Here is a 24,620-nt window from a genome sequence, read left to right as displayed (position 1 = left end):
CCAAATCAGAAAAGAACGGACAATGAGCCGGGAGTGATTCCCGCAAAAAGTAGAAACAGAGAGTTAAGCTCATCCGCTTATACCAGTCGCCTGCTGTTGGGAAACAAGGACTGCATAGCGCTGGTTCACCGCGTTCCTCTGCGTTTCAAAACGCTACGAATGAATGCAAAGCTGTACTTAGTATTACTGGGTTGAAGGCAATTCATAAACACTCTCTACTTCGATAACTGTACCGTTCGTTCGGTATAAGATGACTGTACCGGACATTTAGTACAATGTCAACAGAAACTTTAAGCTTATAATAAATGCCTAAAGAAACTTATATTCCCTGTCTGATGCGCCTGTTTCGGCAGTATGGCTACGATGGCGCAACTCTATCCAAGATTTCTCAAGCAACGGGATTAGGCAAAGCTAGCCTTTACCATCACTTCCCTGGCGGCAAGGATGAGATGGTTGAAGCAATGCTAGATTATCTTGAGTGCTGGTTAGACCAAAATATTCTGCAAACACTCAACAGCCGAGGCGAACCTTTATCTCGCTTGCAGCAGATGTGCGATCGCCTGAATGAAGTCTACGAAGGGGGAAAACAACCTTGCTTATTTGCGATTTTGCTATTGGGTTCCGCCCGCGATGTCTTTCATGACCGAGTGAAAGCAATTTATCGGGTCTGGATTGATGCGATCGCCACCGTGCTAATTGAGTGTGGTATGAATGAGAGACTTGCCCAGCAGCATGCAGAAGATGCGGTTACCGCTATTCAAGGCTCATTGATTATATCTCAGGGATTGGATGATGCATCTGGGTTTGTGCGGCTGATGCAGCACCTACCAGAACAACTGTGCAAAGGTACGTTGCCTTAGCTCGACTTCATCCGTGCTTTTATCCCAAAAATACACAACAGCTTCATCTTTGTTTATTGTAAATTAAGTGTTCTTTTAAATAAAGAAGGCATTCATGCGGTCAACGTCAGAGAGGAAAGTCTCGATCGCTGCGATCTTATTGTCCTTGAGCCGACATACCGTAGCCAGATACTGGTCGAGTGTGCGATCGCCCTGCCGCGCAGTATTGTGCAAAGACAGGGCTACATTGTCTCGGCTGACGAGAATATGCAGTAACTCGAAGTTAAGCCCATAGCCTGCAATTTTGCGGGCGCGATCAACTACTGCATCAGCTCCGTTGGCAGTGCCTGAGATCGTGTTGTCACCTGGTAGCGTCCACTGTGCATCGTCAGTGAGGAGGGCATGGATTGCACTCCAATCGCGTGCGGCGAGTGCAGCGTGAAAACGACGGGCGATGTCAAACTTCGCATTGTAATCGGTCACTTGTGCAACGACTCCTGCTTGAGAAAGTGGTTTCATTGTCATGATTATTGTTCCTGTTCAAAACACCGGGTTAGGCAAGTAGGCGCAACGATTCCTCCCAGAGGCGATCGGCGTTGTCCGGGTTGAGGGCGTACGGGGCAACACCGCTTATATAGCCATTGCCGTTTGCGACGATGGTGGCTTCGTTGCAGTCCTCGAAGTAGCGCCCGCCGATGCCCTCCAACAACGAGGAGGTCGCCAGCAGAACAGAGGTCGCCGCACCCTGCTCCGGTGTTTTCTGCTGGTCGGGTGCGGTTAAGGGCTTACCGCCGATGTGACGCTGGAGGTTGGTCGCGATTGCACCGGGCATCAAAGCATTGGCGGTGATGCCATCCTTGAACCAGCGCGCAGTGGCACCGATGGCAAAGAGGATATTTGCGGTTTTGGACTGTCCGTATGCCAACCAGGGGTCGTAGGGGCGAAACGCGAAGTGAATATCGTCGAATACCACTGGCGATATCAGATGACCACTGGAACTGACAGACACAATGCGCGCGGCACCATCCGCCGCCAGTGCATCGTGGAGTCCGAGTGCCAGGGCGAAGTGCCCCAGGTGATTGGTCGCGAACTGCATTTCCCAGCCTTCGGACGTGTGCTGTTCGGGTAATGCCATCACACCTGCGTTGTTGACGAGGATGTGCAGCGGTTCATCCCATGCAGCAACAAACGTGGCGATCGAGTCTTGATCGCTCAGGTCAAGCGGCGCGACATGAATATTTTGGTTCCCGGTGGTAGCGGTGATGTCAGCTGCCGTCTGCGCTCCAGCATCGGTATTACGTACAGCCAATGTCAGGATCGCCCCAGTACGAGCCAGTGCCCGCGCCGTTTCTACGCCGATGCCCGATGCCGCTCCGGTGATGATCGCCCGCTTGCCAGAGAGATCGATTCCTTTTACTACCTCAACGGCGGTGGAATGCCGCCCAAATGGTGTCGTGATCGGTGCCATAATGCGCTCCTTTACTAGTGTCAAATGTTCTATTTGCTTCTCCTTCACATCGGCGGATGAACTCTCACCAGCCGCTTCGGACCTACCGTCACTCAGAGACCATCATCGATTCCTAGATAGACGAGTGTGCTGGAGTTTGGAGGTTAAACTTATTGTGAATAGTTTGCGGCATGCGCCCTTTAATTAAATCCGCTGCCTTCTCGCCAATCATGATGGTCGGTGCGTTTGTATTTCCTGTAGTGATTGTTGGCATGATGGATGCATCGACAACACGCAGACCCTCAACCCCATGTACCCGTAATTCAGGGTCTACAACCGCCATTGGGTCGATGCCCATTTTGCAGGTGCCGACAGGATGCCATTCAGTGCTGCAAGCGTCACGGATGTAAGCTTCCAATGCTTCATCACTCTGAACGTCAACACCCGGAGCGATTTCCTTACCGCGAAACTCATCAAAAGCACTGGTCTGAAACAATTGGCGCATTAATTTAATTCCGGCAACGAGCTTTTGCACATCGGATTGACTTTGCAAATAGTTCATGCGTATCATTGGTGTGTCTTTAGGATTAGGCGAACGCAAACTCACACTCCCAATGTTTTGGAAACGGGTCAAAGAGACTGCACCCGTGAATCCAGAATCACAGGGGGCATAGCCAGGCGGTAAGAACTGAATCGGACCGCAGAAGAACTGCAAATCTGGTGCAACGTCGAGATTCCCCTCGCTGTGCAAAAACAATCCGGCTTCAACTCCATTACTGGTGATAGCAGGGTGTACATCTTGAGTTGCTTCGTATACTATAGAAACGAGAATGTGGTCTTGGAGGTTTTGACCGACCCCCGGCAAATCAGCCACGACAGAAATCCCCATCGCTTGCAGGTGTTCTGCATCACCAATGCCGGAAAGCAGCAGCAGTTTGGGCGAATCGAACGCCCCAGCACTTAAAATCACTTCCTGGTTGACCCTGACCTGGTGCAGCGTGCCCTCGTGCAGATATTCCACTCCAACGGCACGGGTACCCTCAAATAGCAACCGAGTTACCAACGCTCCAGTTGTTGTTGTCAAATTGGGGCGCTGAAAAATGGGCAGGAGGAAGGCAGCTGCAGCACTGTGCCGTTTACCATCCTTGACCGTCAATTGATAAGGTCCTGCACCTTCCTGCTGTATGGCGTTGAAATCAGGATTGTATTCATATCCCATTGTCACACAGGCATCTACAAAGCGTTGGGATACTACAGCAGGAGACATGACATTGGTCACGCTCAACTCCCCATCAACCCCGTGGTATTCGGAAGCACCTCGTTGCTGATGCTCAGATTTCTTAAAATACGGCAAGACATCTTGGTAACTCCAACCGGGATTTCCCAATTCCTGCCAGTGATCATAATCGTGAGAATTGCCTCGGACATACATCATGAAATTGATCGAACTGCTGCCACCCAAAACTTTGCCACGCGAACAAAGCATTTTGCGACCATTGAGGTACGGTTCGGGTTCAGAGAAATAGCCCCAGTCCACCTCAGAGCCGAGTAGACTCACCATTTTCGACGGGATGTGAATCTCTGGTTTCGTATCTGGGTTACCCGCTTCAAGTAGTAACACAGATGTGTCAGGGTCTTCTGTCAGACGGTTAGCGACCACACAGCCTGCCGAACCTGCACCAATCACAATGTAGTCATAGTGAGTCATGGAAATTCTCCTTCTTTGTTGTCTGCAAAGGATTAATGTAGTCACGAATGAACGGGAATTGATTGGTTTAAAGAGCGATCTGCGCTTCTCCCAAGGGGAGACGCCAAGGGATAACGCCGCAGCACTTCGTTATCGCTGAAACACTGCTGAGTCATTTGCTATTAGTACTGAAGTTATTGCGGAGTTTAACACTTTAACACTTCTTGTATAATAAATTTGCTGTTTCCGTTAATTGTGTCGAGTTACAATTAGTACTGAAGTTATTACGTTGGTTAGTTGTGTCGGTGAAGTAAAGCGCTGTATATACACAGCTTATGAATTCAACAATGTGAGTACCAGGCAAGATTAGTTAGTTAAGATGTAAATTAAGCAAGTTTGAAAGACAGCAGTTGAATCGCGGTCAGAACAATACCCAATAATGCACCAGCAATTGCCTGCGCGATGGTGTGTCGCTTCAGAACAATTCGTGCTTCACCCACTAGCAACAGCAGTAGATAGAAGGGAAGAATGATCGCGCTAAATCGATACGTGAGCGCAACCAAAGAGCAACCCATGCTTGCTGTATGAATACTGATTTTCCACCAGTACGAAATGATGGCGATAATCAATGTTTCTATGGCATAACACCACATTAAGCCCTGCATCAGCCGAGGTGCATGAGCGAACGATAAAGCGAGAAAACCAGTGAATAATACAATTGCAGCCACAACTAAGGGCAGAGAGCGCTGCTTGCGCTCAGGAATATCTGGAGAGTTAATCAGCCCAAGACGAATAAAGATGAACAGACACAAAATAATTAATCCGCAGGCAAACAGATCAGCAATTTCTGAAAACTGAATTTTTTCTGCCAAATTTAACTGTTGATCTGTTAATGCAAGTAGTGAAAAGGTAATTAATGGATTAATAACTGGGTTAAACACAGTCGAAATAATTTGTGCACTGGTTTTGTTCATCGTCCTAAAAGGCTCATAATTTTAGAAACGTTAACTTGAGGGGCTAAGTTTTTGAGCGGACTCGTGCGATCGCCATCCCTAACTCGCTTTGTAAGTATCATTAATTGGGATACAAAAAATCAGATTGGTAGCCCAGCTTAAGGCAAAATCAGGGGTTTAATTTTTTGTTCTGGACTCTCGAGGATTGCTATGTTCTCATAGCATCAAGCGGAGGGTAGGGTTCCGGGCGGACCGAGAGTTTCGTCACCGAGTTCGGCGGAAATGCGCTCAAGCACCGCCATGTCTGGTGTTTCTGCCTCAGAGAGCGTACCCACTGCTTTAATCAGCCGAGCAGGATCGCTTGGCGCATTGACGACTTAGATAGGTATAAACTTGGTGCATTTGTGCGTGAACGGCAGCTTCTAAAACAAGTGCTTCAAGCCTGCTTCAAATATTTCTCGAACCATCTCAACGCAGTTGTACTTGCAATCTCGAAGCCCTCTCCCTGGAAGCCGTCAAAGTGTCCGCCCTTCAAGATTGTGAGAGACTTCGGCTCCATCGCACGCGCATGGACAGCAGCGGTCAGGTCGGGAGATGCAAGAAAGTCCTTCTCGCCCACAATCAGGCATAGCGGGGTGGGAAAGATCGCCTCGATGTGAGGAACAGGTTCGTAATAGAGACAGTGTTCAATCGATTCAAAGGTGAGTCGATTTTCCCATGTTCCTTCGCTCGCGCTTTTGGTCGATTCAACCCAATTGAACGCATCGGGCGTCGCAAGGAAGCAGGGTTGACCGGGCGGGGCAACCAAGGGGAAGTAGTTCACCTCTGAGGTTTGATACCGTTTTATCCGGTCTTGTGAAAGCAGCTTCGTGAGTTCATCGAGTTCAAGTGGAGAGGTCAGGCGGCGGGAGTTGAGAAACGCATTTACTGTAGGCATCTGTGCCACGACTGCTTTCACGCGCGGATCAAATGCAGCCAGATGCAGCACGTGACCGCCGCTATAGGAGAAGCCCCACACACCTATGCGCTCAGGGTCAACTTCGCTTTGTAGCTGAGTCCACGTGATCGCATTGCGGAAGTCCTCATGCTGCTCGGCAGGGATGATTTGCCCACGAGGCTCTCCCTCACTGCCACCAAGGTAGCGATAATCGAATAGCGAGACGACAAAGCCAGCTTGAACGAAGAGCTCAGCAAACTGCGGCAGACCCATCTCTTTGATCAGCCCAATTCCATGAGCCATGACAATCGCCGGGCAGCGATCGCCGGATACGACTTTATCTGGAGTGTAAAACGTGACAGAGCACTTTAGACCTTTACTTTCAAAACTGGTTCTTCTTTGCATAGCTGCTTACTTTCTGATTTCTGGGATAGCTTCAGACGTAACGAACTGAAAGTTATTTGTTTTTCATAATGATTTGCCTATATTGTGGCTCGACTACCGTGAATCGAGATTGTCTTAGGGTGACGGATACCGTCAGCTTGAAAAGGATAAGTTTGTTGAAGCAACAAGGGCTATCTCTTGTACAATAGCAGTGAGTGCATGATGAAAAGAGAAATCGCCAAAAAAATCAATCTGATATCATGTCGGAATCAACACTTATAAAAAACGAAGAACTTCAGTAGCCTTCGGTAGCCTCTCCTTATTAAGAAGAGGTCTAATGACTTGCAGCGACAATGGCTGCCATCAACTGCTCGATATTCCAGCGACCAATATAGCGAATTCCATTAATAAATAGTGCCGGGGCAGTGGTGACTCCACTGTGTAATCCACTTTCGATATCTTCATTGATGCGATTGATGTACACTTGTTTAGACATATCTTGTAGAAATTGGCAAACATCAAGTCCTAGATTATTGGCATACTCGACAAGATCGCCGTTTTCCAACTTTTGTTGATAAGTACACAAAATGTCATGCATCTGCCAAAACTGACCTTGAGCAGCAGCCGCTTCAGCCGCTTCAGCCGCACGCTGAGCATGAGAATGGATTTGTATCTGCGGAAAATGACGGAAGATCAAGGACAAATAATTCTCTCCAAAAGAAACACTAAGCTGTCGTTGAATAACTTTAATCAGCCTATAAACATCTGCACTCTGAGAACATTCATAGTCCCCATACATCACCAGCACCACGGTGGCACTTAGCACACCTTGTATGTGATCTTGTGTTGAAGGTGGGACGAATAACGAACTGTGGTCACGGTCAGAACTCACTGATACCTCCGAGGGAAAGAATGCTCATCGCAACCGATCACCATACGACCCTCTTTCTGTGATCTGTGTAAAACAAATTTAGATTTTGCAACTAAATTGCTATCAATGTTTGCATGAATTCAATATATGCAATTGACTCGAACTTGTCGTCCACTAAGAGTTGAAACTTTTGCACAATAGAATGATTGATCAATCATTCCATCTCAAAATGGAAGGCTCGCTGCAACTCAAGTTGGAATCCTAATTCAAACCTTAGTACAATTGCTTACAAACTTACAAACTGACAATTCCTCGTCTAACTCCAACAATCACCGCTTGAGTACGATCATTGACTCCCAATTTACTTAAAATTCGATTAACATGAGATTTGACAGTACTTTCACCGATACTCAAAGCGGTGCCAATTTCTATATTACTCATCCCTTGGGCCATTAAACGGAGTACCTCTAGCTCTCGCTCACTCAGTTCTGGATTGCTCATTCGCTGCACCAGTTTTGCCCCCACGGATGATGGAATATACTGCTGACCGCGATGAACTGTGCGAATCGCACTTAGAAGCTCGTTAGATTTAGCATCCTTGAGCAGATAGCCTTGAGCACCTGCGTGCAATCCGCGATAAATATCTTCATCCCCATCGTAGGTCGTTAGCACAATAATTCGGGCAGGTTCAAATTCAGCACAAATCGTACTAATGGCTTCAACCCCTCCGACTTGGGGCATTCGTAAATCCATCAGCGTCACATCTGGTCGGAATTCACGAAAACACTCGATCGCCTGTTGTCCATCTTCTGCTTGAGCAATCACCGTCATTTCTGGATCGCGGTTAATGATGGTTGCCAATCCTTGTCTGACAATGGAATGATCATCAACGATGAGAACACGAATTGTGGTAGCTTGGCTCATCATTATGCTCATCGATTTACAATCACAACAATTTCTGTTCCCTGTTCAGGCTGGCTCCTTATCATCAATTGCGCTCCAATGCGCTCTGCCCGTTCGCTCATTCCTAGCAATCCAAATCCGCTGCTAGGGATGTTACCGACTCCAAACCCTTGCCCGTTGTCCTTAACACGCAAAACACACTGTGTTTTTTCGTACACTAACTCAACGCGAATTTCGCCAGCATGAGCGTGTTTAATGGCATTAGTCAAAGCTTCCTGCCCCATCCGCAGTAAGTTACTCTCAACTTCGACGGGTAAGGGATAGGCTATACCCTTAATCTCGTAACAAAGCGCTGTATCGGTAGCGGCTCTCATTTGAGTCACGAGGCAATGAAGGGCACTATGTAAATTGCCCTCCTCCAATAGCTGGGGACGGAGTGCTGCCACTGAGCGACGAGCCTCGGCAAGTCCGATTCGTGCTAATTCATCAATCATTTCCAGATGTGCTTCTGTCGCTTCTAAATCATCCGTTAGCACTTGTGTTGCTGCTTGAATATGCAGTATAATCCCAGTAAACGATTGCGCTAAAATGTCGTGGATTTCCCGTGCCATGCGGTTACGTTCTTCCACAACAGACGCTGCTTCAGCCTGTTTGCGAGCGGTAATGTCCTGCCCAATACCGATACTCATACCGTGACTCAGCCTAATACCTGCCCAGGAAGTCTCTACATAGCTACCGTCTTGAGTCCTGATTTTGAAGTCCTGCCATTTTCCAGTGGCTGCGATCGCGTGTTCCACAACCTGCTGGCGACACTCCAGGTCAAGATAATATTCTCCTAATTGGTCAAGCTCTTCTAATTCTAAATTAGACCAACCCAGGAGGCGTTCTAACTCCCGGTTGACTAATTGAATGCGACCTTTTGCATCATAAAGAACCACCATAACGGGGATGTGGTCAAAGATAGTTTGCAAAAGTTCTTTTTGCTGCCGCACTTCCAAAGTCCGCTCAACGACCTGCTTCTCTAAAGTCTGATTATAATCTGCCAAGACTTTTTCAGCCTGTTTGCGTTCCGTAATATCCTCAACGGCGTCGATAGCATAGGCAATGTTGCCTTTAGCATCATAGATAGGCGTTGCCCGAGTCTCTAAAGTGATAATCTTGCCGTTTTTATGGATTTCTATGTCATTAGCTGTTGCACTTTTGCCCCTTAATGCCTGCACCAGAGGCAAGTTCTCTATAGGGTACTCCTGATGAGTGCCGGCTTTATAGACTTGATAAATTTCCGACAATTCCTCGTTAGTAGCATCCCACTTGACTTCTTTACCGAATATGTTTTTTGCCTTCTGATTAATGTAGTAAGGTTTGCCTTCTGCATCCAACACTCCCACACCCACTGGCATCGCTTCCAAAAACTGTATCAAGCGGCTTTCGTTCTCCTGAAGTTTGGTGATCAGTACAGCTTGTTCGCAAGTTAATTTTGCGAAGTCCTGATTCATTTGCTGTAGTTGGGCATTTTGTTGAGCTAACTTTTTATCCTGAAGATAGCTATTCACTGCTTCTTTTACTGTCAATCTCAGATCTTCAGTTTCCCAGGGTTTGGCAATGTAACGATATAGTTTGGCATACTTGATTGCATTACCCACTGCTTCCAGGCTGGCTTGCCCTGTCAGCATAATTTTCAGGGTTTTGGGCGAGATGGCATGAATACGCTTTAATAATTCATCCCCTTTAATATTAGGCATGAAGTAATCAGCAATGACTAGAGGAACTTCATACTGTTCGTCTAGCAATTCTGATACTAACTGTAGCGCTTCTTCACTGGATTGGGCCGTTTCAATGAGGTATTCATCTCCTAGGGCTTTTTGCAGCTCTACTTCCAGACTATCAAGGATTGTCTGTTCGTCATCAACACATATAATGACAGGTTTACTCATAAGGTTTAGTCACTCATTTTGTGCTATGCCAGACTTAATGGTTTCAATGAGTTTCTTATTATTCCAAGGTTTTGGCAAACAAGCATATAAGTTAGCTTGAGTGATAGCTCGTTCAATTGCTTCTTTATTAGCTTGTCCTGTTAGCAATATTGTAGTAATATTTGGATATTCTTTATGAATAACGATCAGAAATTCATCTCCCTTCATACCGGGCATTAACCAATCAGAGATAATTACTATGATTTCTATCTCATCCTCTATAAGTTCCTGAAGGAGTTCCAGGGCTTCTTCGGCACTTTCAGCAAATTCATACAGGTAAACATCATCAAAGGCTCTTCGGAGTTCTAGCTCAAGACTCTCTAATACCACTGTCTCATCATCAACACATAAAATCGCTGACTTAACCATCGCTAGTCTCCTCGTTTAGATTAATGGGCAATGATACGGTAAATGTAGTATTACCAGGCTTCGAGGACACTTCAATTTTTCCTTGATGTTTTGCAACAATATTCTTGACGATATCCAATCCCAAACCACTGCCTTCCCCAGGAGGTTTTGTAGTAAAAAATGGCTCAAAAATTCTTGGCATAATCTCAGGAGGGATACCTTTGCCATTATCGGTGATGCTAACCAGCAAATTCGCAGTTTGCCGTGTCACATCAATCGTTAAGGTTCCGTTGTTGTTCATCGCTTGCAGGGCATTGTGGATGAGATTTGTCCAAACTTGGTTGAGTTCATCGGGATAGCACCAGAGCGACGGCGATTCACCATAGTGTTTAATGACTTCCACCCCGTGTTTAATTTGGTTATGATAAAGTATTAATACAGTCTCAATTCCCTCAATGATATTTGCCTGTACTTTTAACCCCGAATGGTCATAGCGGGCATAGATTTTTAGGGCAGATACGATTTTGGTAGCTTTTTCTGTGGCAGCGGCGATGGTTATCGTGCTTCTCTGTACTGTAGCAAATTGATAAGCAGTTTTTAAGATATTTTCGCTCTGTGGGTCCTGTAACAATGGCAAAAAGGGTTGAATATCGTCATACACACCGATATTTACCAGGGTACTAGCAAGGGTATCAGCATTTTCAATCGACTGCAACTCTAGTTGATGCTTCAAATCTTTTTTAAATTGACGTTTTTCTTTACTAGATAAGGAAGTCGTTTGTTGAGTTGATTTTTGCAGTAGAGCAAAAAAATCCTGCTGACGTTCTCTTGAGAGTCCTTGAAAAAATTCGGGTAACTGTTTGAGGTTTTCAGTCAAGAATTCGGAAATATTTACCACAGATGAGCGAATTGCGCCTACTGGGTTATTCACTTCATGAGCCACCCCGGCAATCAGTTGTCCTAGGGCTGTCATTTTTTCGGATTCAATTATTTGAGCCTGAGTGCGCTGGAGTTTGTTCAAAGCTTGTTCTAGCAGTTGGGCTTTGGTTTGCAATGAAGAACGCGATCGCTCCAATTCGGCTTCTGCTTGTAGGCGTTCTGCGATTTCCTGTTGCAGCATTTGATTCGATTGGGCGAGCAGTTGATTAGAATGGGAAATTTCAGCAGTTCTTTCCTCTACGCGTCTTTCTAACTCCAATGTAAGTTTTCTGAGGGCTGACTCCGCGCGATCGCGTTCTTTAATCTCCTGTTCCAGACGTTCATTCTGCTCTTTTAGTCTCTTGGTCATGTGTCGTAGACTCAGGTGAACCGTGACACGGGCTAAAACCTCTTCAGCATCTACTGGCTTAGTGATGTAATCCACCGCCCCAAAACTTAAACCTCTGACTTTATCCACCGTTTCAGAAAGTGCGGTCATAAAAATCACTGGGATGTCTTGAGTTGGTGGCGATGCTCTCAAGCGGCGACAAGTTTCAAACCCATCTATTCCAGGCATAAGTACGTCTAAGAGAATGAGATCGGGAAGAGCATATTTGACTTTGTTAAGAGCACTTTCGCCATTTTCAGCTACCAAAACTCTGAAGCCAGAGTCGGAGAAAAATTCAAACAGTATTCCTAAACTAGCAGGCGTGTCATCTACTATTAAAATGATACCTTTTTCATTGGCTACTCCAGTCATTTACTCTCTCCTATATTGTTTGATAAATTCCTGGAGTTGTAGCTCTTTAAAACCTTTGGCTAATTGACGCAAATGGGAGGCAAATGGTATCCATTCTTCATTCAATTCCAGGTGTTCAGCGAGCTGAACAATACCTTTGAGGTCGCCGATGACTGCTAGGTCAAACAGGACAGCGATTTCCTCTGGTGGCGGTGCAACTAGAGGTTTTGTTTCCAATCTCTGTGTTGCAAGGGTGTTGCTGGCTTGAGCAACATTAGTTTCTTCATAAATCCATTCCAGTTTCAGGTAAAGCCGTAACTTTTCTAAAAGCTCCTCTAACAGTATGGGTTTAGAGAGAAAATCATTGCAACCTGCCTCAAAACTTTTTTGTTGCTCGAAATCAAAAACGCTGCTTGAGGTAGCAATCACCGCCACATTGAGTTGCAACTGCCGAATCTGACGGGTAGCTTCTAACCCGCTCATTATCGGCATTTTCAAGTCCATCAAAATAACATCAGGTTTTAATTCACGCGCCTTATTTAAACAATCCTGACCATCCGTTGCTGACGCAATTTCAAACCCTAAAGGTTGCAGCATACCGACCAGGACTGAGCGATTTTCCCATTTATCGTCTGCTACCAAAACTTTACGTTTTTCACCTTTGTAACCAATAATTGTACGTTGTTCTCCTTGGTTAACATAAGTCGGTTGCTCAACTTCCGCCAAATCTAACTCAAAGAAGAAAACGCTTCCTTTTCCTAAAGTACTCTTTACCTTCAAGTCGCCACCCATCATCTGAACTAATTGACGGCTAATTGTCAGTCCCAATCCTGTTCCTTCAATTTTGTGACTGTGGTATTCCACCTGATGAAAGGGCAAAAATATTTTTTCTAATTGCTCAGTTGCTATGCCAATGCCTGTATCTTCTACCTGAAATCTCATCTTGCCGTCATAATACCCAACTTTGAAGGTTACTCTGCCGATTTCAGTAAATTTGACGGCATTGCCGAGTAAATTAATCAATACTTGTCGCAACCGCTTCTCATCGCCTTGAACACCCATAGGCAGTGGGGTGAGGGGCTCGTAAATCAAGAAAATTCCTTTTTCTTCAGCCCGAATGTGACAAATTTCCGTAATTTCTTTGATAAATTCCGGAAAACGAAAATGGCTTGGGTAAAGTTCCATTTTCCGGGCTTCAATTTTGGAGAGGTCTAAAATGTCATTAATTAGGTTGAGTAGGTGGTTGCTACACTGATAAATGATGTTAAGACTATCTTTTTGCGAACCGCTTAAACTTTTGTCTCGTTTAAGGATTTGAGTATAACCCAAAATGCCGTTGAGTGGTGTTCTCAATTCATGGTTCATATTGGCAAGAAATTCGTTCTTGGCACGGTTGGCAGATTGTGCAGCATCTTCCGCTTTCTGCAGATGCAGATTTTTTTCCTGTAATTCCAGCGTTCGCTGTTCTACTTTTGCTTCTAGGGTGATGTTGGCTGATTCTAAATCGGTATATAGACGAGCATTTTCAATTGATATTGCCGCTTGAGATGATAAAAGTTTTAAGACTTCTAACCTAGCAGGGGTAAAGGCATTTGTTATCAGATTATTCTCCAAATATACAACGCCACCTAAATGCCCTTGATTGACAAGTGGTACACATAAAATAGATTTGGTCTGATGCTCTTTGATATAAGGGTCAAGTGTAAAATTACCCTCACGAGTTGCATCATTCAAGACAACACTTTCTTTAGTACGAACGACATAGTTGATGACTGATGCAGGTAGACGGTTGTCAATAGGAATTGACTGCAACACCTTTATAGTGCCAGACTTGCCAGATCTGGCGTTAGAATCTACCTCGCCAGAAGCTTCAATTACCAATTTCCCTGCTTTGTCCAAAATGAGAAAGCCTGTTTGCGCCCCGACGTTCTCAATGAGAATCTTCATCAAGGAACTGAGTAACTTATCGAGAAAAATTTCACCAGAAATCGCTTGGGATGCTTTCATCACTGTAGCTAAATCTAAAGCGCTGTCTGAACTACTAGACGTCGTTCTAGAAGCTGTGTGGATTGGCGTGTGAGCCATGCCCGACGGCTGAGGAAAGAACTGCGGATAGCGAGTTTCTAAATCTCTTACTTTCGCAGTTGCTCCCCAGCGATCGTAGCAGTAATGTGCTTCCTTCATGTAGGTTTGAGCAATTTTTTCTCTACCCCGAAATAGGTAAAATTTAGCAGCTAATTCATAGGCTAATGCTTCTTCTTGGATATATCCATTTTCCCTGGCTCCTTGGATAGCTTGTTCGTAGAATTCTTCTGCTTCAAGCAACTGACCTAGAACTCGTGCCGTCTCTGCTTGCACTAGATTATATTTATGCAAATAATTCATTGGCGCATAATGTGCCCATTGTTTCATTTTCTCCTGGCTAAGGGCAACCTTTTTGAGGATTTCTTCCTGCGTTTGAGTGCTGTAGGAGGGATATGTTGCTAGTTTTGCCAGAGAGTCATAGAGATAGTACAAAGGCTCAAGGGGACACCCTATTGCTTGGATCAAGTGACTTTCCGTTATGATTGAGTTTTCAACTGCCTGAGAATACTCAGAAAATAAATAGCATAGTAAAAGTTTGTTGAAATGTACCAGAAAAGTTACGGTTCCATCTATTTCGTGTTGTGGCTGTTCATTCTCCTCGTTGTAGGATTCGCCAATCAGACGAGTTGGATTGACCGAGCATCCCATCAAATTTAAGACATATTGCTGAAGTAATTGAAGCCAGGTTAGTGGTATTTTCTCTTTGATTTGACGAATTGCTTCACTATATGTTGTCATTTCGCGTTCCAGTTCCACAAGTTCTTTTCCGACAACAAAGGCTTGGAAGCAGTAACCGTGAGCGCAATAAGCAGCAAACTCTAAATCCCCAATTTCCAGCCCACTTTGATAACCTTCTAGTAATGGCTCCAGTGATTCTCTAACATGTTCTTTCCAGTGGATGATGAAGTAATTTACCAGATGCAATGTCCGAGCTCTGAGTAAATGGGTATTCGGCTGTGACAACAACTTTAGAGCCAGCTGTCCAAACTGATAGCCAAACTCTATGTTTCCGACCCTTCCACAAAGAATTGACCCAAAAATGGCATACACAAAGGGAGATACAAAGGCATTGCCATACTGGATTGACAAGTTAACCTGTTTAGATGCAAATAGAGGCATCAGATCGGGAGCAGCAATATGAGCAGCAATTATTATCCTTAATAGGATTCGCATCGCTACCAATTTGTCTGGCTCAGTCATTTCCGGCAAATGGAGCAAGTCCCCAATCGGTTTCTTACTCAAAAGGGATGTAATTGTGTCTATTTCTAAGTAGATATCCGAGTGACTGGGCGCTTCGGGAAAACTGATTCCCAGTTGCTGCAAAACTTGCAACCCAGTATTGACTGCTTTCAACGGCTGGCTTTGCGCCATGCAGGTTTGAAGTTTAACTTCATAAGCTTTCACTTTGTCTAGAATAGTTTTTGCTTGTTGCAGGACAACGTTTACCCATCTTTCCATCTCCTCGAAGTGACCACACAAGTACGCTGCTTCTGCGGCTGACTCATGTAAAGCCAAAGTGAGGTCATACTGACGTTGCCAACTATTAAGCGGCAGCAATTCTATTGCTGTAGTTAAATATCTTTTGGCAGCATCATAAGCTGTAGCGGCTTTTGCTTTCTGACCTGCCATCAAATTTAATTTGGCTATTTCATCTCGTTTTTCTTGCTCAGTAACAAGTTTAATGCCAAGATTAAGATGATCGGCAATTTTAAATATCTTGTCTAATAACGTTTCCGGTTTGCTATTATGTAATAGCAAACTACCAATTTGTAAGTGAATCGCTTGGTTTTGCGACTCCTCAACCAAGGCATAAGCAGCTTGTTGCACCCGGTCGTGCAGAAATTTATAATTTTGAATTAATAGGTCTTCATCTAACTCTGATATGGGCGAAATCAACCCTGAATGAAGTGCCGCTGCTAAGTCTAGGAAAGTTCCTCTAGGCGATTTTTCACAAATAATTGCAAGGGTGTTTAAGTCAAATTCAGCGCCAACACAAGCTGCTAAGCGTAAAACCTGCTGCGTGGCATCTGGCAGTTTTTTCAACTTGCTAATCATCAACTCCACCACATTGTCGGTGATGTCTTTTGCTTCAATTTGAGCCAGTTCCCAATACCATTTTCGATTTTGGAGCGAGCGTTTGCGTTTTTCCTTTGGAAACTCTCCGTGAAAGCTAAGGAGCGAATTAGATTGTGGATTTTTTATCTCAAACTCTAGTTGCAAATTCTCAGGGAGGGTAAAGGTAATAAGGTTTTCCGCATAGAGGGTTTTGAGAAACTCATTCACAAAGAAAGGATTACCACCAGTTTTACGCAACAGCAACTCAGACAAGGGTAAACTCGTGCTAGTGTCACTATATAATGTGTCGGCAATTAGGTGACTAATATGCTCTTGTTTTAAAGGTGCTAACCTAATCTGGTTGATATCTACCCTTTCTTTTATTAGCCCTTCAAGCGTCATCATTAATGGATGATTTCGGTTAACTTCGTTATCTCGATACGCTCCAATCAGAAAAAGGTATTGCGACTCGCTATCCGTCATCATCAACTGAATTAATTTGAGAGTCGCCGAGTCTACCCACTGCAAATCGTCCAGAAAGATGACCAAAGGATGCTCTTTCCTACAGAATACTCTTATAAACTTTTCAAAGACTATATTAAAACGGTTTTGCGACTCGGTTGACCCGACTTCTGGCACAGCTGGCTGTTTGCCGATAATGAGTTCGACCTCAGGAATGACATCAATAATGACTTGACCGTTAACCCCCAAAGCCGCTAATATTCTTGCTCGCCATTGTTGCAGTTGCACTTCACTTTCACTTAGCAGTTGCCGCACCAATCCAGCAAAGGCACTAACTATAGCACTATAAGGAATATTCCGCTGAAATTGGTCAAATTTGCCAGAAATGAAATAGCCGCGCTTTTGGGTAATGGGCTTATAAATTTCTTGCACTAGTGCTGACTTACCAATACCGGAATAACCTGCAACTAGCATCATTTCAATTCCCGAATTTTGGCTTGTCTCCCTCTCTCCTTGTCTCCCACTCCTCCCTGCTGCTACTCGCTCAAATGCAGCCAGTAATGTTTCAACTTCCGCCTCACGTCCGTAAAGTTTCTGCGGGATTTGAAACTTGTCAGAAATATCTTGAGTGCCAAGAGGAAATCCTGAGATAGTTCCTGATGCTTGTAATTGGGTTAAACATTCCGACAAATCAGCTTTGATTCCCCAGGTACTTTGGTATCGCTCCTCAGCATTTTTTGCCATCAACTTCATGACAATGGCTGAAACGACTTCGGGAATCTTTGAATTTACCTCATGGGGTGAAACGGGCTGTCTGGCAATATGACAATGCACTAATTCCAGCACATCATTAGTCACAAAAGGCAGTTGCCCAGTCAGCAATTTATAAAAGGTGACGCCAAGGGAGTAAAAGTCTGTGCGATAATCCAGCATTCGGTTCATCCTTCCCGTTTGCTCCGGCGACATATAGGCTAAAGTGCCTTCTAAAATATTGGGATTCTTAAAATTAGGATGAGTACGGCTTAATTGGGTAGAAATGCCAAAGTCAATGATTTTGACAATTCCAGTTTCTGGATTGCTGACAATGTTGCCTGGGTTAATGTCTTTGTGGATAATATTAGCGGCGTGAATCTGGCTCAAAATTTCTGTGATTTTGAGGGCAATGCTCAGAAATTCTGGTAAGGGCATTGAGTCATACCCGAATGGCGACTCCTGGATCAATTTCTCTAAAGACTCGCCGCCAAAATCCTCTAAGATAATGACTAAGGTTCTTTGATATTCTTGTAAGTTGTAAGCCTTAACCACTCCGCTGATATTCAAAGAATGGGTAATTTCATATTCCTGCTTATAGCGTGTAAGTTGTGATGGGGTGGGATAGTCTTCCTTGAGCATCTTGAGGATAACGGCTGTGTTATCCTGTTCTCGAATGCCCCGATAAACAACAGAATTGGCGCTTTCGTAGATTTTGGTAGTAACCGTAATGTGAGGTATGGAAATCATAACTATAGCGGTTCGGGAATTGAGTGCAATACAACCTTGGATTGTGGGATGGGATTGGCGCTGGTCTTAAATTGAGGGCGGGCAGGATGCCCACCCCATAAAATATGTATTTCATCCAAGTGAGAAGGGCTATAGCACCTCAAATTAATTTTATTGAACAATACCTTACAGCGCTTTTCAAGTAAATAAACTACAAGGTAGGGGCTGTTCTGTGCCGTGCCCCTAGGAAAATTTGTGGTTCAATTAACTGAAAATAGCTGTAGAAAAACAGGGATTGATGCACATGGTAGGATGTTTATTTTTATTAATATTTTTATCAATTTTATTTTTATCAATAACTTAAGTCCTAGCTGTATCTCTCTAAAACCTTACCTACATACAGGCAAAGACACAGTAAACGTGGTTTGACCGACTCTCGACTCCACCGAAATTTTTCCTTGATGTTTTTCCATAATTTTCTTAACAATATTTAATCCCAAGCCACTACCTTCACCAGCAGGTTTAGTGGTAAAGAATGGCTCAAAGATTTTTGGTATAATCTCAGGAGGCATACCCTTACCATTATCGGTAATGCTGACCAGCACAAAAAGCTCTTGTCGCGTCACATCAATCCTCAAGGTTCCCTTGTAGTCCATCGCTTGCAAGGCATTGTGAATCAAATTTACCCAAACTTGATTTAGTTCATCAGGATAGCATAAAATTGAGGGTAATTCAGTATAGTTTCTAATTATTTTAACGCCGTGTTTAAGTTGGTTGTGATATAGGATTAGTACAGTCTCAATTCCCTCAATGATATCTACTTGTACTTTTTCCCCAAAATGGTCGTAATGAGCATAGGTTTTCAAAGCGAACACCACTTTTGCAGCACGTTCTGTGGCGGCACCAATGGTTTTGGTGCTTTTCCAAACGCTAGCAAAATCATAAGTGGTTTTCAAAAACTTTTGGACATCTGGAGCTTTTAACAATGGCAAAAAGGGTTGAATATCATCGCACACACCGAGATTTACCAGGGTACTGGCAAGGCTATCGGCATTGTCAATTGACTGGGACTCTAGTTGACGCTTCAAATCTTTTTTGAATTGACGTTTTTCTTTACTAGATAAGGAAGTCGTTTGTTGAGTTGATTTTTGCAGTAGAGCAAAGAAATCTTGCTGGCGCTGTTTTGTGAGATGTTGGAAAAATGTGGGTAACTGTTCTAAGTTTTCAATTAAGAAATTGGCAATATTCTCTATTGAGGAGCGAATAGCTCCTAGCGGGGTATTAATTTCATGAGCCACTCCAGCTACCAGCTGTCCCAGTGCTGCCATTTTTTCTGATTGAATCAGTTCTTCCTGGGTAGATTTAAGATGGGTGAGGGCTTGTGAGAGTTCTTGCGTTCGTTCCTCTACTTTAGTTTCTAAATTAGAATAGAGACGTGCATTTTCGATCGCAATGGCGGCTTGAGTTGATAACAGATGCAAAACTTGCGATCGCGTAGCGTCTCCAAAGGAGTTTCGCTCTGGTGTAAACGCTCCAGCCGCTAATTGATTTTCTAGATACAACACGCCCACGAGCTTAGTTTGATTTAGCAGCGGCAAACACAAAAGTGATTGGGTTTGGTTGTGCTGAATATATGGATCATTGATAAAATTACCTTCACGAGTCGCATCATTTAAGATGACAGATTCATGAGTCCGGATCACATACTGAATAATTGATTCGGGTAAGCAATTTGCCGTTGGAATCGATTGCAGCACTCGCGTAGCACAGACCTTCTCACCATCATTGAGTTCACAAGCAGCCTCAACTAACCATTCTCCTGAGTTTTCCAAAATCAAGCATCCGGTTTGTGCGCCAGCGTTCTCGATTAAGATCTGCATTAAGGAAGTCAGCAACGCCTCGAGTTCAATTTCACGAGAAATTGCCTGAGATGCTTTCATCACCGCCGCTAAATCAAAAGCGATATCTGAGCTATTAGAGGTGGTTTTAGCAGTTGAGCGGATTGGCGTGTCAACCATACGCGGCGATTGAGAAAAAAACTGCGGATAACGAGTTTCTAAATCTCTTACTTTCGCGGTTGCTCCCCAGCGCTCATAGCAGTAGTGAGCTTCCTTCATGTAGAGCTGGGCAAACTTTTTCCGACCCCGGTGTAGATAAAACTTAGCAGCTAATTCATAGGCTAATGCTTCTTCTTGAAGATACTCATTGTCTTGTGCCCCAAGAATTGCTTGTTCGTAGAATTCTTCTGCCTCAAGCAATCGACCCAAAACTCGCGCTTTCTCTGCCTCGACTAAGTGATATTTATGCAAATAATTCATGGGTGCATACTGTGCCCATCGCTTCATTCTCTCCTGGCTAACAGCAATTTTATTGAGAATTTCCGACTGTGCTTGAGTACTGCTATCGAGATAGGTTGCAAGTTTTGCTAGAGAATCATAGAAATAGTACAAAGGCTCAAGGGGAGTGCCCGCTAATCGGGCTATATAATTCCCTGCTAGGGCTGCATTTTCAACAGCTTGAGCATATTCAGAAAATAGGTAGCATAGGAAAAGTTTGTTGAAATATACAGCAAAGATAGTGCTTCCATCATTTGCTGCTTCGTATTGTGGCAGTTCATTCTCCTCATTGTAGGATTCGCCAATGAGACAAGTTGAATTGACTGAGCGTCCCATCAAGTTTATGATCGTCTGTCGAAATATTTGATTCCAGGTGAGTGCTGTTTCCTGTTTGATTTGATGGATTACTTCACCATAGATCACCATATCGCGTTCAACTTCTACGAGTTCTTTTCCATTGGCATAGGATTGAAAACAGTAAGTATAAGCGCAATAGGCGGCAAACTCTAAATCTCCAGTTTCCAGCCCACTTTGATAACCCTCTAGTAATGGCTTCAATAGAACTCTTGCATGTTCTTTCCAGTGGATGATGAAGTTATTTACAATGTTCAACGTCCTGGCTTTAAGTGAATGAGAGTTCGACTGTGACAACATCCTTAAAGCAAGCTGTCCAAACTGATAGCCAGACTCTATATCTCCGACCACTCCACAAAGAATTAACCCAAAGTTGGCATACGCAAAAGGAGACACCAACGCATTACCGTACTGGATTGACAGGTTAACCTGTTTAGATACCAGTAGAGGCATCAAATTAGGCGCAGCAATATACGCAGAAATCGATATCTTTGATAGGATTCGCATTGCCGCTAACTTGTCCAGACGAGTCATATGGGGCAAATGGATTAAGTCCTTGATTGGTTTTTCACTTAAGAGAGATGCAATCGTACCTACTTCAAGCTGAATGTCTATCTGACTAAGCTTTTCGGGAAAACTGATCCCCAATTGCTGCAAAACTTGCAATGCTGTATGGATTGCTTCTAATAGCTGACTCTGTGCAATGTCAGTTTGAATTTTGACTTCATATACTTTCACACTGTCAAGAACCGTTTTGGCTTTTTGCAGAACGATCGCCACCCAGGATTCTACCTGCTCAAAATCGCCACACAAATACGCGACTTCTGTTGTTTCTACATATAACTCTAATGTCAGTTCATAGTCTGTTTGCCAGCTAGAAGCTGCCAGCCAAACTCTTGCTTTTGCTAAATATTTTTGAGCCACACTATAAGCGATCGCTGCCTTTGCTTTCTGTCCTGCAATTAAATTTAATTTAGCAATTTCATTGCGTTCGAGTTGATCTGCGATCAAATCAATCCCATAATTTAGATGATCGACAATTTCAAACACCCTGTCTGATATTCGCTCTGGCAAAGTTTTTTCTAGTAGATTGCGACCAATTTGAAGATGAACAACTTGTTTGTGCGACTCATCAATTAAGGCATATGCTGCTTGCTGCACGCGATCGTGCAAAAACTTATACTTCTGAATCAACAAGTTCTCGTCTAATTCAGATAGAGGTTGAATTAATCCAGCTTGGATCGCTACCAGTAAATCTAGAGAAACTGCTTTAGGGGATTGCTCACAAACGATCGCTAAGGTATCTAAGTTAAATTCGGCACCAATACAAGCTGCTAGCCGGAGAATTTGCTGTGTGTTCTCTGGTAATTTCTTTAACTTGAGGAGCATCAACTCCACCACATTATCGGTAATATTCTGGGCTTCAATCTGAGCAATGTTCCACTGCCACCCCCCTACCCCCCTCTGTCCCTCCGGAGTTCGGGGGGATGAAAGGGGGGTGGGGGATTGAGGGGGGTTAAAGTTCAACAGCTTTTCACTGTACAGTGATCGCAAAAATTCACCTACAAAGAAGGGATTGCCCTCAGTTTTACGCAGCACTAATTGGGCTAAAGAGCGAACGGAGTCAGCATCCTGATGCAGCGTCTCGGCAATCAACTGACTTAACGGCAAGAGCGTTAAGGGTGCCAGGACAATCTCCTGAAGCACTGCCCCGCCTTTTCGCAATCCCTCCAGCATTAATACCAGTGGATGGGTTCGAGTCACTTCATTGTCTCGATATGCTCCAATCAAAAATAGGGATTGGGTTTGCTCATCCAGCAGCATCAACTCGATTAACTTCAGCGTGGCGGAGTCGATCCACTGCAAATCATCTAAAAAGATTACAAGCGGATGTTCTTTAGAACAAAACACCCGCACAAACTTCTGAAAGACTCGATTAAAGCGATTTTGAGCTTCCGTTGCCCCAACTTCCGGTACCGGTGGCTGCTTGCCAATAATTAACTCAACTTCCGGAATCACATTGATGATGAGTTGTCCATTACTGCCCAAGGTTGTGAGCAAGCGCGCTCGCCACTGTTGCACCTGTTCGTTGGGTTCACTCAGCAATTGCTGCACCAATTTTTTTAAGGCATCCACAAGCGCGCTGTAAGGAATATTGCGCCCTAATTGGTCAAATTTACCAGAGATAAAATAACCGCGCTTTTGGGTGATGGGTTTATAGAGTTCCTGGACTAACGCTGATTTGCCAACTCCAGCATAGCCAGAGACTAGCATCATTTCGACGTTGAATTGAGGATTTCCTTCATTCTGCACTCTCAATTCTTCATTACCCGTTCCTGCCACTCTGTCAAACGCTGCCAATAATGCTGCAATCTCTGCTTCTCGTCCATATAGTTTTTGAGGAATGTGAAACTGATCAGAAACATCTTGCATCCCTAGTTGAATGTGCCTAATTTGCCCTGTCTCTGAAAATTGCTGAGCATAGATTTCTAAATCCGTTTTGATTCCCCAAGCACTGTGATAGCGATCCTCTGCATTTTTCGCCATCAGTTTTAAAATCATATCTGAAACTGCTTTGGGAATCGTTGCATTCACCTCATGCGGCGGTACTGGTTGTTTGGCAATATGACAATGGACTAGCTCAAGTATATCCGTTGTTGCAAACGGCAACTGTCCGGTGAGCAGTTCGTAGAACGTTACACCGAGCGAGTAAAAATCCGTGCGATAATCGAGCAAACGGTTCATCCGCCCTGTTTGCTCTGGAGACACGTAGGCGAGTGTCCCTTCTAAAACATGAGCGCTTTTGAACGTCGGATTCGTGCGGTTAAAGCGGGTGGCAATCCCGAAGTCAATAATTTTGACAACGCCAGTATCCGGATTGAAGACGATGTTTCCAGGATTGATATCTTTATGAATGACATTAGCTGCATGGATTCTGCCCAGAATATCTGTAAGCTCGATGGCAAGACAAAAAAACGTGGATAAGGGCATCGGGCAGAAGCTTGGGTGCTTGTGCATCCATTGCTCTAAAGACTCGCCGCCAAAGTCTTCTAACAGAATAACCAGAGTGCGTTGATACTCCTGCTGGCTGTATGCCTTGACCACTCCTTCGAGGTTTAAGAAACGGGTAATTTCATATTCCTGTCTGTAGCGAACCAGTTCTTGAGCGGAGGGATAATCTTGCTTGAGCATTTTGACAACGAGCGATCGCTCATCTTGCACTCTGATGCCCCGGTACACTAGAGATGCTGAACTCTCATAGATTTTGCTTTGGATCGCAATTCCAGATAGGGCAATCATTGAATTCTCTCCCGATGAGCGTCATGGGTTGTATTGCAAAAACTGCGTAAAGGACAAGCGATTGACTTGATTAAAACTCGAGAGAAGCAACCACTCCAAAAATTTGAGAGCCGAATTCTGCTTGCGCTAAAATATCTTCTTTGGTATGTTAACGCCTTTGACTTGCTCTTTGCAAATCATCTTCATAAGCTGAAAATTCAAAGAATCGTTCGACCGACACTGTTGAAGGGAGCAAACCCCATTCCGGGTTGTGTCAGCCATTTGATTAATTGATTCGCTTGCTCTACTCGATTATTCTAAAAGGATGTCTGGAAGTCTTATTTAACAGTTACCACTTATCAGTTATCAGTTATCAGTTATCAGTTTTTTGGTCACTGTTCACTGTTTACTGTTTTAATACTTATACCAATTTAAAAAGAGAATGCAACACATGGGTAAAACCCCTCCCTAACCCTCCCGTTGGTAAGGAGAGGGTTAGGGAGGGGTATCTATCAATACGGTTCAGTTTCTTAAAGCTCAGTTAATGTCCGACGGAATACCGGGAGTCGCT

Annotated in this window: 14 protein-coding genes; 2 read left to right on the top strand and 12 right to left on the bottom strand. The window is 44.2% G+C overall.

What is annotated here, in order from left to right; translation table 11 throughout:
* Window positions 1-305: 305 nt before the first annotated feature.
* On the top strand, window positions 306-860 hold the full coding sequence (locus AACT52_RS15265) for a TetR/AcrR family transcriptional regulator (protein WP_073631900.1): 555 nt from the start codon (window positions 306-308) through the stop codon (window positions 858-860).
* A 75-nt stretch (window positions 861-935) separates the two neighbouring features.
* Here the strand turns inward: AACT52_RS15265 and AACT52_RS15260 are convergent, their stop codons facing one another.
* The 3 genes from AACT52_RS15260 to AACT52_RS15250 form a co-directional block, all read right to left on the bottom strand.
* Window positions 936-1,364, bottom strand: coding sequence for a nuclear transport factor 2 family protein (locus tag AACT52_RS15260; protein WP_198940926.1), 429 nt, complete (start codon window positions 1,362-1,364; stop codon window positions 936-938).
* Between the two features lie 28 nt (window positions 1,365-1,392).
* The gene (locus tag AACT52_RS15255; RefSeq protein ID WP_073631897.1) at window positions 1,393-2,307 is read right to left on the bottom strand and encodes an SDR family NAD(P)-dependent oxidoreductase; all 915 of its coding nucleotides are present in this window, start codon (window positions 2,305-2,307) and stop codon (window positions 1,393-1,395) included.
* Between the two features lie 112 nt (window positions 2,308-2,419).
* Window positions 2,420-3,994 carry a GMC family oxidoreductase gene (locus AACT52_RS15250; protein WP_073631894.1) on the bottom strand — a complete coding sequence of 525 codons (1,575 nt, stop codon included), beginning with the start codon at window positions 3,992-3,994 and terminating at the stop codon, window positions 2,420-2,422.
* On the opposite strand from AACT52_RS15250, the gene AACT52_RS15245 reads away from it, so the two are divergent.
* A complete protein-coding gene (locus tag AACT52_RS15245; RefSeq protein WP_158054649.1) occupies window positions 3,993-4,133 on the top strand; it encodes a hypothetical protein in 141 nt (46 codons plus the stop codon). The two genes, AACT52_RS15250 and AACT52_RS15245, sit on opposite strands and share 2 nt — an antisense overlap.
* A gap of 226 nt (window positions 4,134-4,359) precedes the next feature.
* Here AACT52_RS15245 and AACT52_RS15240 read toward each other — a convergent pair whose 3' ends face one another.
* From AACT52_RS15240 to AACT52_RS15200, 9 genes are all read right to left on the bottom strand, one after another.
* Window positions 4,360-4,947 carry a phosphatase PAP2 family protein gene (locus AACT52_RS15240; protein ID WP_073631892.1) on the bottom strand — a complete coding sequence of 196 codons (588 nt, stop codon included), beginning with the start codon at window positions 4,945-4,947 and terminating at the stop codon, window positions 4,360-4,362.
* Between the two features lie 415 nt (window positions 4,948-5,362).
* Window positions 5,363-6,268 (bottom strand): alpha/beta hydrolase, encoded by a 906-nt coding sequence (locus AACT52_RS15235; protein WP_073631890.1) that lies wholly within the window; start codon window positions 6,266-6,268, stop codon window positions 5,363-5,365.
* 313 nt (window positions 6,269-6,581) lie between these two features.
* The gene (locus tag AACT52_RS15230) at window positions 6,582-7,139 is read right to left on the bottom strand and encodes a DsbA family protein (protein WP_073631889.1); all 558 of its coding nucleotides are present in this window, start codon (window positions 7,137-7,139) and stop codon (window positions 6,582-6,584) included.
* A 273-nt stretch (window positions 7,140-7,412) separates the two neighbouring features.
* Window positions 7,413-8,042, bottom strand: a complete 630-nt coding sequence (locus tag AACT52_RS15225; protein WP_073631887.1) for a response regulator — start codon at window positions 8,040-8,042, stop codon at window positions 7,413-7,415.
* A gap of 8 nt (window positions 8,043-8,050) precedes the next feature.
* A complete protein-coding gene (locus AACT52_RS15220) occupies window positions 8,051-9,955 on the bottom strand; it encodes a PAS domain S-box protein (protein ID WP_073631885.1) in 1,905 nt (634 codons plus the stop codon).
* Between the two features lie 9 nt (window positions 9,956-9,964).
* Window positions 9,965-10,363 (bottom strand): response regulator, encoded by a 399-nt coding sequence (locus AACT52_RS15215; protein WP_073631884.1) that lies wholly within the window; start codon window positions 10,361-10,363, stop codon window positions 9,965-9,967.
* On the bottom strand, window positions 10,356-12,020 hold the full coding sequence (locus AACT52_RS15210) for a hybrid sensor histidine kinase/response regulator (protein WP_073631882.1): 1,665 nt from the start codon (window positions 12,018-12,020) through the stop codon (window positions 10,356-10,358). Before AACT52_RS15210 ends, AACT52_RS15215 begins: the two co-directional genes overlap by 8 nt.
* Window positions 12,021-18,101 (bottom strand): AAA family ATPase, encoded by a 6,081-nt coding sequence (locus AACT52_RS15205; protein ID WP_073631880.1) that lies wholly within the window; start codon window positions 18,099-18,101, stop codon window positions 12,021-12,023.
* Between the two features lie 368 nt (window positions 18,102-18,469).
* Window positions 18,470-24,070: an ATP-binding sensor histidine kinase gene (locus tag AACT52_RS15200; protein WP_073631877.1), complete on the bottom strand. Its 5,601-nt coding sequence runs from the start codon at window positions 24,068-24,070 to the stop codon at window positions 18,470-18,472.
* Window positions 24,071-24,620: the final 550 nt, after the last annotated feature.

It is taken from the genome of Scytonema sp. HK-05, assembly GCF_963872035.1.
GTDB lineage: Bacteria > Cyanobacteriota > Cyanobacteriia > Cyanobacteriales > Nostocaceae > Kalymmatonema.
The sequence above is the reverse complement of the archived record's forward strand: the minus strand, read 5'-3'. Positions and strand labels throughout refer to the sequence as shown.